General features: G+C 55.4%; 15 protein-coding genes, 1 tRNA gene and 2 pseudogenes. 15 read left to right on the top strand and 3 right to left on the bottom strand.

The window, feature by feature from the left end; translation table 11 throughout:
- Positions 1 to 69: 69 nt before the first annotated feature.
- The gene (gene tyrS / locus R1T41_RS20790; protein WP_317338992.1) at positions 70 to 1,323 is read right to left on the bottom strand and encodes a tyrosine--tRNA ligase; all 1,254 of its coding nucleotides are present in this window, start codon (positions 1,321 to 1,323) and stop codon (positions 70 to 72) included.
- 205 nt (positions 1,324 to 1,528) lie between these two features.
- Between tyrS and R1T41_RS20785 the strand changes: the two genes are divergently transcribed.
- A complete protein-coding gene (locus R1T41_RS20785) occupies positions 1,529 to 2,644 on the top strand; it encodes an anhydro-N-acetylmuramic acid kinase (protein WP_317338990.1) in 1,116 nt (371 codons plus the stop codon).
- Positions 2,645 to 2,683: 39 nt separating this feature from the next.
- Here R1T41_RS20785 and R1T41_RS20780 read toward each other — a convergent pair whose 3' ends face one another.
- Positions 2,684 to 3,322 (bottom strand): alpha/beta hydrolase, encoded by a 639-nt coding sequence (locus R1T41_RS20780; RefSeq protein ID WP_062952114.1) that lies wholly within the window; start codon positions 3,320 to 3,322, stop codon positions 2,684 to 2,686.
- A 245-nt stretch (positions 3,323 to 3,567) separates the two neighbouring features.
- Between R1T41_RS20780 and cysE the strand changes: the two genes are divergently transcribed.
- From cysE to R1T41_RS20710, 14 genes and pseudogenes are all read left to right on the top strand, one after another.
- Positions 3,568 to 4,296, top strand: coding sequence for a serine O-acetyltransferase (gene cysE, locus R1T41_RS20775; RefSeq protein WP_082832728.1), 729 nt, complete (start codon positions 3,568 to 3,570; stop codon positions 4,294 to 4,296).
- Positions 4,297 to 4,431: 135 nt separating this feature from the next.
- Positions 4,432 to 4,914, top strand: a complete 483-nt coding sequence (locus tag R1T41_RS20770) for an Rrf2 family transcriptional regulator (protein ID WP_062952116.1) — start codon at positions 4,432 to 4,434, stop codon at positions 4,912 to 4,914.
- A 58-nt stretch (positions 4,915 to 4,972) separates the two neighbouring features.
- Complete coding sequence (locus R1T41_RS20765) at positions 4,973 to 6,103, top strand: cysteine desulfurase family protein (RefSeq protein ID WP_317338987.1); 1,131 nt, start codon at positions 4,973 to 4,975, stop codon at positions 6,101 to 6,103.
- A 27-nt stretch (positions 6,104 to 6,130) separates the two neighbouring features.
- Positions 6,131 to 7,355 (top strand): annotated as a pseudogene (locus tag R1T41_RS20760) (IscS subfamily cysteine desulfurase).
- A gap of 59 nt (positions 7,356 to 7,414) precedes the next feature.
- Positions 7,415 to 7,819: a Fe-S cluster assembly scaffold IscU gene (gene iscU / locus R1T41_RS20755; RefSeq protein WP_007091926.1), complete on the top strand. Its 405-nt coding sequence runs from the start codon at positions 7,415 to 7,417 to the stop codon at positions 7,817 to 7,819.
- A gap of 44 nt (positions 7,820 to 7,863) precedes the next feature.
- A pseudogene (locus tag R1T41_RS20750) lies at positions 7,864 to 8,206 on the top strand (HesB/IscA family protein).
- 179 nt (positions 8,207 to 8,385) lie between these two features.
- Entirely contained in the window at positions 8,386 to 9,030 is a 645-nt protein-coding gene (gene hscB, locus R1T41_RS20745; protein WP_317338979.1) for a Fe-S protein assembly co-chaperone HscB, read from the top strand.
- 26 nt (positions 9,031 to 9,056) lie between these two features.
- The gene (hscA, locus tag R1T41_RS20740; RefSeq protein WP_317338977.1) at positions 9,057 to 10,958 is read left to right on the top strand and encodes a Fe-S protein assembly chaperone HscA; all 1,902 of its coding nucleotides are present in this window, start codon (positions 9,057 to 9,059) and stop codon (positions 10,956 to 10,958) included.
- Positions 10,959 to 11,071: 113 nt separating this feature from the next.
- Entirely contained in the window at positions 11,072 to 11,407 is a 336-nt protein-coding gene (locus R1T41_RS20735) for a ferredoxin family 2Fe-2S iron-sulfur cluster binding protein (RefSeq protein ID WP_062952122.1), read from the top strand.
- A gap of 37 nt (positions 11,408 to 11,444) precedes the next feature.
- On the top strand, positions 11,445 to 11,642 hold the full coding sequence (gene iscX, locus R1T41_RS20730) for a Fe-S cluster assembly protein IscX (protein ID WP_007091921.1): 198 nt from the start codon (positions 11,445 to 11,447) through the stop codon (positions 11,640 to 11,642).
- A gap of 142 nt (positions 11,643 to 11,784) precedes the next feature.
- Positions 11,785 to 12,483 carry a thiaminase II gene (tenA, locus tag R1T41_RS20725; RefSeq protein WP_317338973.1) on the top strand — a complete coding sequence of 233 codons (699 nt, stop codon included), beginning with the start codon at positions 11,785 to 11,787 and terminating at the stop codon, positions 12,481 to 12,483.
- A 290-nt stretch (positions 12,484 to 12,773) separates the two neighbouring features.
- Positions 12,774 to 13,922: a tRNA 2-thiouridine(34) synthase MnmA gene (gene mnmA / locus R1T41_RS20720; protein ID WP_317338971.1), complete on the top strand. Its 1,149-nt coding sequence runs from the start codon at positions 12,774 to 12,776 to the stop codon at positions 13,920 to 13,922.
- A gap of 362 nt (positions 13,923 to 14,284) precedes the next feature.
- Positions 14,285 to 14,674: a hypothetical protein gene (locus R1T41_RS20715; protein WP_317338969.1), complete on the top strand. Its 390-nt coding sequence runs from the start codon at positions 14,285 to 14,287 to the stop codon at positions 14,672 to 14,674.
- A 216-nt stretch (positions 14,675 to 14,890) separates the two neighbouring features.
- Positions 14,891 to 14,967: transfer RNA gene (locus tag R1T41_RS20710), tRNA-Met, on the top strand.
- Between the two features lie 585 nt (positions 14,968 to 15,552).
- Here R1T41_RS20710 and R1T41_RS20705 read toward each other — a convergent pair.
- Complete coding sequence (locus R1T41_RS20705; RefSeq protein ID WP_317338966.1) at positions 15,553 to 16,446, bottom strand: hypothetical protein; 894 nt, start codon at positions 16,444 to 16,446, stop codon at positions 15,553 to 15,555.
- Between the last annotated feature and the right edge of the window lie 129 nt (positions 16,447 to 16,575).

Below are 16,575 nucleotides of genomic sequence, written 5' to 3'. Positions count from 1 at the left end.
CCCATCAAAAAAGGCCCCGGAAATGTCCGGGGCCTTTTGTATTCTAGCACGTGTTTGAGCGCGACCTGTTTAGATCGGCTTGATCAGAACGTGGCGCTTCTTGCCCGCCGAAAGCTTGATGACGCCATCGGCATTGATCGCATCACCGCCAATGGTGATGTTTTCATCATCGACTTTCTCGTCGTTGATCTTGGCCCCGCCACCCTTGATCAGGCGACGTGCTTCACCGCCCGATTTGGCAAGGTCGGCACGGCGGAACAGATCAAATGCCGGAATACCGGCCTCGATTTCCGATTTCGGAACTTCGACAGTCGGCAGATCGTCGGCCAGAACGCCTTCCTCAAACGTCTTGCGCGCGGTTTCCGCTGCCGCAAGGGCGGCTTCTTCACCGCGGCACAGCTTGACGGCTTCGAATGCCAGAATCTTCTTGGCTTCGTTGATATCCGAACCTTCAAGCTTTGCGTATTCTTCGATCTGTTCAAGCGACAGCTCGGTAAACAGGCGCATGAACTTGATGACGTCCGCATCTTCGCTGTTGCGCCAGAACTGGTAATAATCATAGGCCGACAGGCGTTCCTCGTTCAGCCACACCGCACCCGATGCCGTCTTGCCCATCTTCGCACCCGATGCGGTGGTCATAAGCGGCGTGGTCAGGCCAAACAGCGCACTGTCATCAACGCGACGGCCAAGCTCGACACCATTGACGATATTGCCCCACTGGTCCGAACCGCCCATCTGCAGAACGCAGCCATATTTGCGCTGCAGTTCGACAAAGTCATAGGCCTGCAGGATCATATAGTTGAATTCAAGGAAGCTCAGCGACTGTTCACGTTCCAGACGCAGCTTGACGGAATCAAAGCTCAGCATCCGGTTGACCGAGAAATGGCGGCCGAAATCACGCAGGAATTCGATGTAATTGATCTTGTCGAGCCAATCGGCATTGTTGACCATGACCGCATCGGTCGGGCCATCGCCAAAGGTCAGGAACTGCTGAAAAACCTTTTTGATCCCGGCCATGTTGGCGGCAATGATTTCATCGGTCAGAACCGGGCGGGCATCATCACGGCCGGTCGGATCGCCAACGCGGGTCGTGCCGCCGCCCATCAGGACAATCGGCTTATGGCCGGTTTTCTGCAACCAGCGCAGCATCATGATCGAAACAAGCGACCCGACATGCAGGCTGTCTGCGGTGCAATCATAGCCCACATAGCACACCACCTTTTTTTCTGACGCATAGGCATCAAGCCCTTCAATATCAGTACATTGGTGGATGTAACCGCGGTCATTCATGACGCGGAGAAAATCAGACTTCAGTTCAGTCATGGTTTTTGCGCTATGTTGGTTGTGAGTGTAAAAATACGAGCACCCCAAAGGGCGGACGCGATGATCTAGCACAGAAAATATCCCCACGGCAACGCATCGACGCCCTGTTTGCAATGCATGGTAACGATTTCGCGATAAATCGGGCTTAATCTGCGCTCTTGCAGTACCAACAGACGCAAAAACGCATACGGGAATGGAGTACAGAATGACAACCGGCTGGATCAAGGCCATCGGCATGATGAGCGGCACATCCCTTGACGGGGTGGATGCGGCATTGATTGAAACCGATGGCGTCGACGTCCGGCGCACCGGTCATGCCGTTTTCGTGCCGTATAGCCCCGAATTGCGCGAACGCATGCGCGCCTGCTTTGGCAATCGCAGTGCCACCAATACCGAACATGTCGTGGCCGACGATCTGACGCTTGTGCATGTTGATGCCATTAACATGCTGCTGGATCGTGCATCGATTTCACCATCTGAAATCGGTGTGATCGGATTTCATGGCCAGACCGTGTTTCATGAACCGGCATCGGGGATCACGCGCCAGATCGGCACACCCGATATGCTGGCCGAAAAAACCGGCATTCCGGTTGTCGCCGATTTCAGGCTGGCCGATGTTGCCGCCGGGGGTGAAGGCGCGCCGCTGGCGCCGGTTTATCATGCGGCACTGATGAAAAGTGCCGGTGTTGATATGCCCGTTGCGGTCCTTAATATCGGTGGCGTTTCCAATGTGACATGGATCGGCCCGGACGAAGAACTGCTGGCCTTTGATTGCGGCCCCGGCAATGCACGGATTGATGACTGGATGCTGCGCCATACCGGCACGCCGGTTGACCTGAATGGTGCAACCGCCGCATCCGGCCTGCCGGATCCGATGATCGAAGTCAGATTTCTCGAAGACCCGTATTTCGACCGCATCCCGCCCAAATCGCTTGATCGCGAGGATATGGCACTCCGCATTGATGGGCTGGTGGCCGAGGCAAAGCTTGGCGTTGCCGACGGGGCGGCAACACTGGCGCAATGCACGGTGGCGGCAATCGTCGCAGGCGTTAATCATCTGCCCGAAGCCCCCCTGCAATGGTTTGTCTGCGGGGGCGGGCGGCACAATGACTATCTGATGGCGCAATTAAACAACCGGCTCGGCGTGCCGGTGCGATCTGTCGATGAACTTGATTGGGATGGCGATGCGGTAGAGGCCGAATGTTTTGGCTATCTTGCCGTGCGCCACCTGTGCGATCTGCCGCTAAGCTTTCCGGGGACAACCGGTGTGCCGGAACCGTGCCGGGGTGGAAAGCTTTATCACAGCAAAAAGGCCGCCTGATCAGGCGGCCTTTGGTCTTTGCGGCTGGGCGTTGCGTGATTACGCGTTGCGCTTGTCCAGATAGGCGACCGTTTTCTTGATCACTTCGTCCTGCTGCTTGGCAAAGTAATGATCGGCACCTTCGATGGTGCACATATCAACCTCGATGCCTTTCTGGGCATTCAGCTTGTCGGCAAGCTTGTTGACCGAGGACAGCGGAATGTTGGTATCGTGCGACCCGTGGATCATGATCCCGGATGACGGGCAGGGGGCTAGGAAGGTGAAGTCATATTCACTGGCCGGGGCTGCGACCGAAATAAAGCCGTCGATTTCCGGGCGGCGCATCAAAAGCTGCATGCCGATCCACGAACCGAACGAATAACCGGCAACCCAGGTTGCGCGGGCATTGGCGTTATAGGTCTGCATCCAGTCGAGTGCGGATGCCGCATCCGACAATTCGCCGATCCCCTGGTCATAAACGCCCTGCGAGCGTCCGACACCGCGGAAATTGAAACGCATGACCGAATACCCGCGATCCTTGAACATGTTAAACATGTTAAAGCACAGCTTGTTGTTCATCGTTCCGCCTTGCTGGGGGTGCGGATGAAGAATAAGCGCAATGGGCGAATCGTCTGCGCCATTGTGGTGATAGCGACCTTCAAGGCGGCCTTCGGGGCCGTTAAAAATGACCTCAGGCATGGATCAGACTGCTCCTGTCCACGAATGGAATGGGGTGAGTGAAGAATATATCCGAGTATTTTTGTAGGTTTTTTCGTTTTTGTGCATAAATTGCTTTGGGCAAATACTTGACCAGGTTACTCGGTTATCCTATATTCCGGCTAACCCGATGGCATCATTGCTGTCCGTTTTGCGCGGTTCGCGCAAGCGGGCAACGATGTCGGCTGCCGGGAATCGAAGCTACTAATTACACAGTGGACAGCCCGATGTTCAAGCTAATTCGTCAGGAAATAGACGCGATGATCGCCCGTGATCCTGCGGCGCGTTCCCGCTGGGAAGTCGTGATCAGCTATCCGGCGTTTCATGCAATCATGGGATATCGTGGCACAAACTGGCTGTGGAAGCGCGGTTTTCGTTTAACCGCACGCTTCCTGTCGCAGATTTTGCGCTGGCTGACCGGGATCGAAATTCACCCCGGTGCGACCATCGGCAAACGTTTCTTCATCGACCACGGCATGGGTGTCGTGATTGGTGAAACCGCCGAGATTGGCGATGATGTGACGCTTTATCAGGGGGTAACCCTTGGCGGGACATCGCCAAGTGTGAACAGTGACGGCCAGCGTGGGCTGAAACGTCACCCGACGCTTGAAGATGGTGTGATTGTCGGTTCTGGCGCGCAGATCCTTGGTCCGTTCATTGTTCGCAAGAATGCGCGTGTTGGTGGCAACGCCGTCGTGCTGTCCGAAGTCCCCGAAGGTGCGACCGTGGTCGGTATCCCCGCCCGCATCGTACGTCGGGAAAAAGATGATCGTTTCTGTGCCTATGGCACGCCGCTGGGCGACCTGCCCGATCCGGTTGCCCGCGCTCTTGAAGAACTGGGCCGCGAAGTCCAGACGCTGCGCAATCAGGTTGCCGCCCTCGAAGCCGACAAGGCAGGCGCTGCTGCCGGTGCGGATAAACCGGCAAAGCCGCGGATTGTCGCGGCATCCGAATGATTTTGGCCCGCCTGAAATCGGGCGGGTACAGACAGGGGCATCAAATCGACATGTTGATCGCCCATAAAGGAAATACAGAGCTTGTGATCATTTCCCGACAGTTCGGGTCTTGATCGACAGGTAGGAGGACGAACCGTGAAGCTGAGTACAAAAGGCCGCTATGCCGTGATGGCGATGGTCGATCTCGCTGATAGCAGCAGGGACCGGCCGGTCGCGCTTGCCGATATTGCGGACCGTCAGGAAATATCCCTGTCCTATCTGGAACAGCTTTTTGGCAAATTGCGCAAAGGCGGGCTTGTCCGTTCCGTGCGTGGTCCGGGTGGCGGTTATCTGCTGGCCCGCACCGCCGAGGATACCCGGATTGCCGATGTGATCCTCGCTGTTGACGAGCCGATCCGCGCAACCCGGTGCAAATCGGGATCGCCAAAGGGCTGCAAATCCAATCAGGGCCGGTGTCTGACCCATGAATTGTGGGAAGAACTTGGCAACCAGATTTATCTTTATCTGGCCTCTGTCAGTCTGGCCGACGTTGTGGATCGCCGTGTTTCCGGATCGACCCGGATGTTTGAACCGCGGACCACGAAAATCAAAGAGCCGAGCCAGGTTGCAGCCCAGTAACTTGTCCTCTATATCGAGGGCAGAATAAGAGAATGCGAATAAGGATGATTTTAAACTGATGACCAACCCGGTTTACCTTGATTACAACGCAAGCGCGCCGTTGTGCCACGAAGCACGGCAGGCAATGCATGCGGCGATGGAAGTCGCGGGTAACCCGTCATCGGTTCATGCATCCGGCCGTGCAGCGCGCAAGATCGTCGATCATGCCCGTCGCCGGATCGCCGATCTGGTTGGTGGTGACGCCGAACGCGTGATTTTCACAAGCGGCGGTACCGAGGCCAACAATCTGGCCCTGAACGGGCTTGAGGATGTCACCGTATTTACCAGTGCGGTCGAACATCCCTCGGTGATCGAGGCACGGTCTGATGCGAAACGCATTCCGGTTGATGCCAATGGCGTCATTGATCTGGCCGCTCTTGAAATCATGCTGAAAGCCGCATCCGATGCCGGGCAAAAGGTTCTGGTTTCGGTGATGCTGGCCAACAATGAAACCGGCGTCATTCAGCCGGTGGCTAAAGTCGGCCTGCTGGCGCGTGAATATGGTGCAAAGGTCCATTGCGATGCCGTTCAGGCATTGGGCCGCATGCCGGTCGATATGGGCCAGCTTCTGGTCGATATGGTGTCGATTTCGGCCCACAAGATCGGCGGCCCCAAAGGTGTCGGTGCCTTGGCGATTGCGCCCGGTGTGATGCTGGTGCCGCAAATCCGCGGCGGCGGGCAGGAAAAATACCGACGGGGTGGTACGGAAAATACCATCGGGATCGCAGGCTTTGGTGCCGCGGCCGAACGGTGCGAAACCACCCGGTCGAAAATGGACGACATCCGCGATCTGCGTGATCGTCTGGAAACGGTTTTGGCATCAGAAGCCCCCGAACTTCTGATCGCCGGAAAAGGAACGGATCGACTGGTCAATACCAGTTGCCTGATCCTGCCGGGCATGCCGGGGGAAACCCAGGTGATGGCCATGGATCTTGCAGGGATTGCGATCAGTTCGGGATCAGCCTGTTCATCAGGCAAGGTACGTGAAAGCCACGTATTGAAGGAAATGGGGGTTACCGATGCCGGATCGGCCATAAGGGTCAGTCTGGGACTGGAAACCACCAATGACGAGATTGATACATTTATCCGCGTTTGGAGCCGGATGCGGGGCAATGCAGTGCGTAAGAAAAGTGCGCGCCACGCTGCCTGACAAAGAGTGAGTGAGGAAGCCTTAACTATGAACGAGCTTAAAGCAAAGCCGATCTATCTGGATTACCAGGCAACGACGCCGACCGATCCGCGCGTGGTGGAAACCATGCTGCCGTACTTCACCGAGAAGTTCGGCAACCCGCATTCGCGCAACCACAGCTTTGGCTGGGAAGCGGAAGATGCGGTCGAGGTCGCACGTGACCAGGTCGCCAAGATCATTGGCGCCTCGTCCAAAGAGATCATTTTCACCTCGGGTGCGACTGAGTCGAACAACCTTGCGCTCAAAGGCGTGATGAAGTTCTACGGCAAGAAAAAGCCGCACCTGATCACGGTCGTGACCGAGCATAAATGCGTGCTCGACAGTGCCCGTCACCTTGAACAGGAAGGTTTCAAAGTCACCTATCTTGGCGTCAAGGATAACGGCCTGATCGACCTTGAGCAGCTGAAAGCCGCGATCACCGACGAAACCGCGATTGTGTCCGTCATGGCGGTCAACAACGAAATCGGCGTGATCCAGCCGCTGAAGGAAATCGGTGAAATCTGCCGCGAACGTGGTGTGTTCTTCCACACCGATTGTGCGCAGGCCGTTGGCAAGATTCCGCTCGACGTTGACGAGATGAAAATCGACCTGATGTCGATTTCCGGCCACAAGATTTATGGCCCGAAAGGCATTGGTGCGCTTTATGTCCGTCGTCGTCCGCGCGTTCGCGTCATCGCACAGATCACCGGTGGTGGTCAGGAACGCGGCATGCGTTCCGGTACGCTGCCGACCCCGCTGATCGTTGGTCTGGGCAAGGCCTGCGACATCGCCATGAACGAAATGGCCGAAGAAAATGCCCGCATCATGGAACTGCGTGACTACACCATGAAGCGTTTCCGTGACCGCCTTGCCGACATCTACCTGAACGGTGATGAAACGCAGCGCGTTGCCGGCAACCTCAATGTTTCCTTTGCCTATGTCGAAGGCGAAAGCCTTCTGATGGACATCAAGAACATTGCGGTCTCGTCGGGTTCGGCATGTACCTCGGCGTCGCTTGAGCCGTCATACGTTCTGCGTGCGCTGGGTGTTGACGAAGAACTCGCCCATACCTCGCTTCGTATCGGCATCGGTCGCTATACCACCCGCGAAGAGCTTGATCAGGCGATTGAACTCGATCTGTGTCGCTGTCGAACGCCTGCGTGAAATGAGCCCGCTTTGGGAAATGGCCCAGGAAGGCATCGACATCAAGTCGATCGAGTGGGCTGAACACTAAGCGTAACGAACTATTCCTTCTCGTGAGAGAGAAACAGGACTTTTAGGAGGACTTTTACCATGGCTTATAGTGAAAAGCTGATCGACCATTACGAAAACCCGCGCAATGTCGGTTCGATGGACAAGAACGAAACGTCTGTCGGTACCGGTCTGGTCGGTGCACCGGCCTGTGGCGACGTCATGAAACTGCAGATCAAGGTGACCGCAGACGGGATCATCGAAGATGCAAAGTTCAAGACGTTCGGTTGCGGTTCGGCCATTGCGTCAAGCTCGCTGATCACCGAATGGGTCAAGGGCAAGTCGCTTGACGAAGCCGGTTCGATCAAGAACTCGCAGATTGCCGAAGAACTGGCTTTGCCGCCGGTCAAGATTCACTGCTCGATCCTGGCAGAAGATGCCATCAAGGCAGCGATCGCCGACTACAAAACCAAAAACGGTCAGGGCGAAGTCGAAGCTGCTGAATAAGCAGCTTCACGACCCCCTCGTTTTCGGGAATTCAGGAGAAGACTATGGCATTACCGTCCCCGATCAGTGTCACCCCGGAGGCGCTTGTTCATATCAAGGCGTTGCTTGATAGCCGCGGCAAACCGTCCGAAGGCATCCGCCTTGGCGTGCGCAGCAAAGGGTGCTCGGGTCTGTCCTACACGCTTGAATATGCAGATGATGCATCGGGCTTCGAAGAAGTCGTCGAGCTGGAGGATGGCGTGAAGCTTCTGATTGACCCAAAAGCCATCATGTTCGTGCTTGGCACCGAGATGGATTACGAGGTCAACAAGATGGAAGAAGGTTTCGTATTCCGTAACCCCAATGAAAAGGGGCGTTGCGGCTGCGGGGAAATCCTTCCACGTCTGACGGCCCGCCGGGTTTTCCCTGCTTTCTGACTGTCATGGCCCCGGTGATATCGACCGATATCGTCGGGGCCATCGACTGACAAAAGGGCGGTCGCCGTTATTTTTGGCCTTATTTTCCGGCATCTGACGTCCGTCTTTATTCGTTTTGTTGTTTGTTTTTAAATCTCGAAAGTGCATAGCGTGAGCAACACCGGTACCTCAGAAACGCGCACCGCAGAACAGCCGCAGCATAAAGTCTGCTGGTCCTGCAAGGGCCCGGTCGAGGCATCAGCCCTGTTTTGCGATACCTGCAATGCCATCCAGCCCCCCGGCCAGCTTGACCATTTCACACGCTTTGGCCTGGAACGTACCTTTCTGATCGATGTTGATGCGATCGAGGCAACGTATCTCAAGCAGCAGCAGTTGCTTCATCCCGACCGCTTCGCATCGAAATCCGCCCGCGAACAGGCCCTGTCGTCACAGCAGGCCGCAACCCTTAACGGCGCGTTCGAAACCCTTAAAAATCCGGTGGCGCGTGCGGAATACCTTATGCGTCTGGCGGGTCACGAACCCGAAGGCGGCGAGGGGCACACGGTCAACGATCCGGAGCTTCTGATGGAAGCCATGGAAATGCGCGAGGCCCTGCATGATGCCGATGATCGCAATGCGGTCGACACCATGATCAAGGATACCCGCAAGGCTGCCCGCGCGTGTGAAAAGGACGTCGCCGAGGCGCTTGAACAGAACGCATATGACCGGGCCAAAAAACTGACAACCCGGCTTAGATACCTGATGAAAATGACCGAGGAAGCGCGCGCGAAGAAATCGCGTCTTGCCGCCGCCTGATCATTTAAAAAGAACGGATAGAATTCATGGCTTTGCTAAAGATCCACGAACCGGGCCAGACGCCGCTGCCCCACGAAGATGAACGCCAGCTTGCGGTTGGTATCGATCTGGGCACGACGAACTCCGTCGTCGCGATCTCGAACGATGAAAAACCCGAAGTGCTTCGCGATACATCCGGTGGAAATGCCATCGTGCCCTCCGTCGTCTATTATGGCGCGGGGGCTGATCCCGTGGTGGGCGAGGCCGCCCGTGATCAGATCAACGATAATGCCGATCGCGTCGTATCGTCGGTCAAACGCCTGATGGGGCGTGGCATTGCCGATGTCAAATCGATTGCCGGCACGCTGCCCTATCATGTCGAAGTCCCGTCTGAGGACGCCGCAAAATCGGGCGAACCGATGATGGTGCGGCTGAATGTCGGCGACCGCGTCCTGACCCCGGTGGAAGTTTCCGCCGATATCCTGCGTGCATTGCGTGCACGTGCCGAGGAAAGCCTTGGCAAGCCGGTCGAAAAGGCGGTCATCACCGTTCCGGCCTATTTCGATGATGGCGCGCGCACCGCGACCAAGGATGCCGCCCGTCTCGCCGGGATCGAAGTCCTGCGTCTGGTGAACGAGCCAACCGCGGCCGCCCTTGCCTATGGCCTCGATAACGGCGCCGAAGGCCTTTATGCCGTTTACGATCTTGGCGGCGGCACGTTCGATATTTCCCTGCTTAAAATGCAGACAGGCGTCTTCCAGGTGAAGGCAACCGGCGGCGATGCCGCCCTTGGCGGTGATGATTTCGATCACGCCATTGCCGAACATCTGCTGGCCGAACGTAAAAGCGGCGGCACCACCGATGATCTGGATGCGTCGGATGCCAAACGCCTGCTTAAAACCGCGCGCAAGGTCAAGGAAGCCCTGACCGATGCCGATAGCACCGAAATCACCGTTTCGCTCGGTGGCGCGGAAACCACCCACACGGTTACCCGTGCCGCGTTTGATGCGATGATCGCCAAACTGGTATCGCGCACGATTGCGATCACCGAACAGGTCCTTGATGACGCCGATATTCTGGCCGATGACGTCAAGGGTGTCGTGCTGGTCGGTGGCTCCACCCGTGTGCCTGCCGTGCGTCGTGCGGTTGCCGATCTGTTTGAACAGGACCCGCTTTCCGATATCGACCCGGACGAAGTCGTCGCCCTTGGCGCTGCCCTTCAGGCAGAGGCCCTGACGGGCGGCTCCGACAACCTTCTGCTTGATGTCACGCCGCTGTCGCTGGGTCTTGAAACCATGGGCGGGATTGTCGAAAAGGTCATTGACCGTAACACCCCGATCCCGGTCGCCAAGGCACAGGAATTCACCACCTATCAGGATGGTCAGTCGGCCATGATGATCCATGTGGTGCAGGGCGAACGCGAAATGGTTGATCAGTGCCGCTCGCTTGCGCGCTTCGCCCTGACCGGCATTCCGTCAATGGCGGCTGGTGCTGCACGCATCAAGGTGACGTTTAATGTCGATGCCGACGGCCTTCTGACCGTATCGGCACGTGAAGAAACCACCGGCACCGAACAGGAAGTCGCCGTCAAGCCGACCTATGGCATTAACGAGCTTGATATGGCCAACATGCTGCGCGAAAGCATGGTTCATGCCCGCGAGGATATGGAAATGCGCCTCCTGACCGAGGCCCGGGTCGAGGCACGGCGCAATGTGCTTGCCGTACAGGCCGCAATGAATGCCGACCGCGCCCTTCTGACGCCGGAGGACGAAGACAATATCGCAGGCGCGATTGCCAAACTCGAAGCCGCCATGTCGGGCGAGGATCGCGACCTTATCAACGAACAGGCCGAGGCCCTGGAAGACGCATCGCGTCCCTTTGCCGAGGCCCGTATGGACGCCCGTATCCGTCAGGCCCTTGCCGGTCGCAATGTCGATCAGGTGAATTAGGGGCCAGACATAATTGACAAACCGGCCAACTGCGGCGATTGTCCCGTGCAACCGCCAAGGTCAGGTCGGACCAGAGATCGAACGAAAAAGTATTACCGAGGAGAAAGGCACAGATGCCTAAGATCGTTTTTGTTGAACCCGATGGCACCGAAAAGGAATTTGACGTTGCCGACGGTCTGTCCGTTCTGGAAGCTGCCCACAAGAATGGCATCGACCTTGAAGGTGCCTGCGAAGGATCACTCGCTTGCTCGACCTGCCATGTCGTTGTTGACGATAGCTGGTTTGACAAGCTCGACGAGCCAAGCGAAGACGAGGAAGACATGCTCGACCTCGCATTCGGCCTGACCGAGACCTCGCGCCTTGGCTGCCAGATCATCATGAGCGACGAGCTCGACGGGCTTCGCGTCATGCTGCCGTCTGCCACGCGCAACATGATGGTCGACAAGTAACACAGAAATTTCCGCCCAAGCCAAAAGGGGGACACCCATGCGCTGGACAGATATTCAGGATATCGCGATCGAGCTTGAAGAAGCCCATCCCGACAAGGATAACGTCAATCTGCGTTACACCGATCTGCATAAATGGATCTGTGAACTTGACGGCTTTGACGACGATCCCGCGAAATCGAACGAGAAGATCCTCGAAGCCATCCAGATGGCATGGATCGATGAACGCGACGATTAGGACCTGCTAACACGTCATTCCCGCGAAAGCGGGAATCCAGACAGCAGAACCCGCATCGATACAAGCCAGCCCGGATCCTTCCGCAGGCTGGCTTTGTTTTATCCGTATTTTGACATCACCACGGGCAGGGGCTTTGACAACCATGACCGATACCTTCACCGATATCATCCCGGCCCAAAGCCTGTTTGGCCGACTGCGCGCCAACGCCCCCGATGCATGGCAAAGCTATGTCTGCCACGACTTCGTCAAACAGCTTGGCAATGGAACCCTGCCAGAGGCCGCCTTTAAGCACTACCTCATTCAGGATTACCTGTTCCTGATCCAGTTTGCGCGTGCCTATGCACTTGCGACCTATAAGGCCGATGATCTCCGTGCCATGCGCCAGTTTTCCGGCACCGTGCATGCGATCCTTGATATGGAAATGAGCCTTCATCTCGACTTCTGCAAAGGCTGGGGCCTGACGGAGGCCGATATCGTGGCCGAACCGGAATCCCGCGCCTGCATCACCTATACCCGCTATGTGCTCGATTGCGGCGGGCGTGGCGATGTGGTTGATCTTCAGGTCGCCCTGATGCCCTGTATGGTTGGCTATGCCGAAATCGCAAACCGCCTGATGGCAAGTTCTGATACAAGGCTCGACGGAAATCCGTACCGCGCCTGGATCGAGATGTATGCCTCGACCGAATTCCAGGACGTGGCAAAGGCCGAAATCGATCTTCTGGAACATACCGCGCAAACCCGCGGGGGGGATGCACGGATCGCGGGCCTCACGGCAATCTTCGCCAGGGCAAGCCGCCTTGAAGCCGATTTCTGGCAGATGGGGCTTGATCTGGCAAAATAGGCGCAGATGCCTTATATGAGTGCGAACATGCTTTCTGGGCTGGTTAAAACCGCCCGGTTTGTTGATCTCTACCCGCTTTGCTCTTCCCGTCATTCCGGGCGAAGCGAAGCGCAGACCCGGAATCCATCTTGCCGCACGTCGCGGCATACCGGATAGGGCTGGATTCCCGCCTTCGCGGGAATGACGCGGGGCAGGGATCATCGACCGGACGCCGATACTGGTCTCGGTCTGCCGCTATTTTACATCAACTTCTTGTCGCCGCGGCCTTGACCCGCGGATGGGTGGGAAAAATGAACTCTCTTGGCTTTGACAAAGCCCCGAAAGATACCCGCGTGGTTGTTGCCATGTCGGGCGGGGTCGATAGCTCCGCCGTTGCGGCCCTTCTGAAATCCGAAGGCTATGACGTGGTCGGCATTACCCTTCAGCTTTACGATATGGGGGCCAATGCGCCGTCACGCGCCAAATCCTGCTGTGCCGGGCGCGATATCTATGATGCGCGCAAGGTGGCCGAGGATATCGACATTCCCTATTACGTGCTCGATTACGAATCACGCTTCCGCGAAGAAGTGATCGATGATTTTGCCGACAGCTATATGCGCGGCGAAACCCCGATCCCGTGCGTGAAATGCAATCAGACGGTCAAATTCCGCGATCTGCTGGAAACCGCACATGACCTTGGCGCCGATTGCATGGCGACGGGCCATTACGTGCAGCGCAAACTCGGTGCCAACGGCCATGCCGAACTGCACCGTGCGGCCGATCCCAATCGTGATCAAAGCTATTTTCTGTTCACCACGACGCAGGAACAGCTCGATTTCCTGCGCTTCCCGCTGGGCCATCTGATGAGCAAGGCCGAAACCCGTGCGCTTGCCGCCAAATTCGGCCTTGAAGTGGCCGACAAGCCCGACAGTCAGGACATCTGCTTTGTCCCGGATGGCAAATATGCCCGTCTGGTCGAAAAGCTCCGCCCCGAAGCCGGTGAACCGGGCCAGATCGTTGATCTGGATGGCAATTTGCTGGGCGATCATCGCGGCCTGATCCATTACACCATCGGCCAGCGGCGCGGTCTTAACATCGGCGGCACGGCCGAACCGCTTTATGTCGTCAAACTCCTGCCCGAAACCCGGCAGGTCGTGGTCGGCCCGAAATCGGCGCTTGCGATCCAGATGGTCTATGTCAAGGAACTGAACTGGCTTGATGGCGACGCGATTGATCCGAACGGGGTCGAGGTCGAAGTCAAACTGCGTTCCGCCATGGCACCGGCCCCGGCCACCATCTACCCCGAAGGGCCGGGCGCTGCCCGCATCGAACTGCACGACCCGCAGTTTGGCATCGCACCGGGGCAGGCGGGCGTTTTCTATGTCGGCGACCGGGTGATGGGCGGCGGCTGGATCACCCGTCAGGAACTTCTGGCGGCTCATGCCCCGACGGCGGCCTGATCTTCAGGCTGCCGACGACGCATTTTCAATCAGATCGTCATTCCCGCGAAAGCGGGAATCCATTCTATTCCAATGGGATATGGATTCCGGGCCTGCGCGCCGCGTCGCCCGGAATGACGGTTCTGATCCATCCCGGCCTTTTCTTTTGCGTTGCGGTAATTAAGATTCTTTCGCGTTCCCGACTGTGCTATGATGTGCGCAACAATATTCGGGGAACCCCGATCATAAAAATATGCGACGTGCTTTGCGCATGCAGGTGGGCCACGGAATGTCTGACGGGGGTGGACATGATCCGGTGGTGTTATATTTCATTTATGGCCTTGCTGACCGGCCTGTACGTTTTTCGGGTTGCGGGACAGTATGTGCAACGCACCGACCCTGTGCCCTGGCTGCCAGTGGCACATCTCTGGCAGGATGGTGGGCTCGATTATGCCTATGCCTCGCTTCTGCAGATTGCCGTTCTGCTGTTTATGGGAATAAGCACCTTTCGCGCCGCACGGCACGCGATTGTGCCGCGCCGCTGGAAACGCCGTCTGTCTCATCTGATCGGCTGGGGATATCTTGCGGTGACGGTTGTGCGAATGGTGCCGGGCATTTCCGTACCCCCGACCTATGCGTGGCTTGAAACCTCCTTTGCCCTGTTCTTCCATCTGGTGGTGGCGATCTATATGATCGCGCTTGCGGTTTATCTTGATTACGACGCGACCCGCCGGAAAGAGCATTATTATCAGGCCTATGGCACCCCTGACTGACAATCGCTTCCTGCTGCGGGTGGGGATAGGGACGGGAAGGGTTCGCCCCCAAGTTTATGGATGGGTTTATGAAAGGGTTACCGAACGGTTTTGTGGATATCTTTTTTCCGTCAAACGTCAAAAAGGCGCTTGACGGGGGCGGTTCCCTGACGTAAAAACCGCCCCGTTCCGGCGCTTACGGAACCCGCAGAATAGATACCCTATACTATACTCTGTGGCCGAGTAGCTCAGCTGGTTAGAGCAGCGGAATCATAATCCGCGTGTCGGGGGTTCAAGTCCCTCCTCGGCTACCAATTAAAAAACCCGTCAGGCAAAGCCTGGCGGGTTTTTTAATTGGCACCCTCGGAGAGGGTTTGCCCCGCCCCCGCATCTATTTCCTGCTGCTCCAGCGTTTGAAATACATGGGGGGAGTAAGTGTATTGCACAAATTGTTTATCTTAGGGCTAATACGACAGTAACGCATGTATGGATGTTTGAGATGATTGTCCGTACTTCATGATCACTGGCGGGAAATTCACCGGGTTCATGCATATAGCGATTGCGGTGTGATACTATATTGTTCTGGAATGAAGTTCTTTGACTTGTTGTAAGTTGGTTCAAGTTTTGCACGTTATGATTCATAAGGGCATGAAGGTAGGCGCCCATAGAATGTCCTGAGCATTGAATGCCTGACTCTTTAACGAAGTTCTTTAGGGTTCCGTCTAAAGCACGTGTTGCATGAATAACACAGAGTAGGCGGGCCCGCGGTTTTGGTTTGGTTGATGATGCGGTCTTTACCTCATCCCACTCGCTTGCGATTTTCTGATATGTTTGCGAATTGGATATAACAGACCCCTCTATAAGGGCTCGTATTGTGTCGACACGATTGACACCAAAACTCATTTTACCCTCTTGAAAAATGCTGTTGAGAAACGCTCCACGAACTGGTCAAGTTGGGCTAAGTTATTAGCGTCAACTGTGCACCAGTTCGAGAATGCAGCGCATCGAATAGGTTTAAATGGGTCGGTGACTGTTAGCGGAAATTGATCAACAACGAAAAATTGTGGTTGCATCCGTTCACTTGGGTACGGGATCCCTGTATCAAGGGTGAAGTGATGTTTGAAATATTTATTGCATAAATTGTATATGGTTAACATAGCATTGCTGGTTATGTTGGGGCTTATGAGGTGTATTGGAAATCCTCTATAATTTTCTTGTCGTATTTTTTTTGTTTTTTTATAAATATTTTTTGTTTCTATTTTTGTTTTTATTTTTTCTATTGTTTCCAGATAATCTTGTTTATTTGTTTTTTCTTCATTTATTATTTTTGACTCTTTTTCTTGTATTTTAAAGTAGGAGAGAGATACTCCATATGCGTTGTGGGTTTGGCGTCGAATACCTGTTGGGATTTCTTTTACTCTTCCGCGCGCATTTTTATCTTTTAGGAAATGAATAATCGATTTGTGATCTTTTTCACTTAGTACTTCATGGAAGTGGTGTTCAGAGCCATGTAAACTATTCTCGAGTGAATCCTCTACGAGAAGTAAGCACCTAGTATGATTGGGTAAACCAAGGCGGCAGGCTGACAGTCGGGCCAGTAGATTGGACTTATCTCTAGCTTCGCTTGCTCTGATGAAAAATATTGCAACCAAATCGCCTGAATTCCCAACTAACATGTCGGGAGTTAGAATCAGGTAAGGATGGTCGACTTCTCTGACAATAACTGAACCATCAGGAAGTTGGCCTCTTACCAGTTCGTGCAAGCTTGCTGTTGATGTGCTAGATTTTACCATTCGAAGTAACTTCCGATCAAACCGCTATCTTATATAATTTGCTGCTTATTGACATGGGTGTCGAGAATTTATTTGCTATTATTGGTTGTGCTGATTGATCCTATCCAAAATTTTGTAAAAAAGGGGACT

The sequence above is a fragment of the Thalassospira lucentensis genome (assembly GCF_032921865.1).
Lineage (GTDB): Bacteria > Pseudomonadota > Alphaproteobacteria > Rhodospirillales > Thalassospiraceae > Thalassospira > Thalassospira lucentensis_A.
Note: the sequence above shows the minus strand (reverse complement) of the source record. Positions and strands in the feature narration are given on the sequence as shown.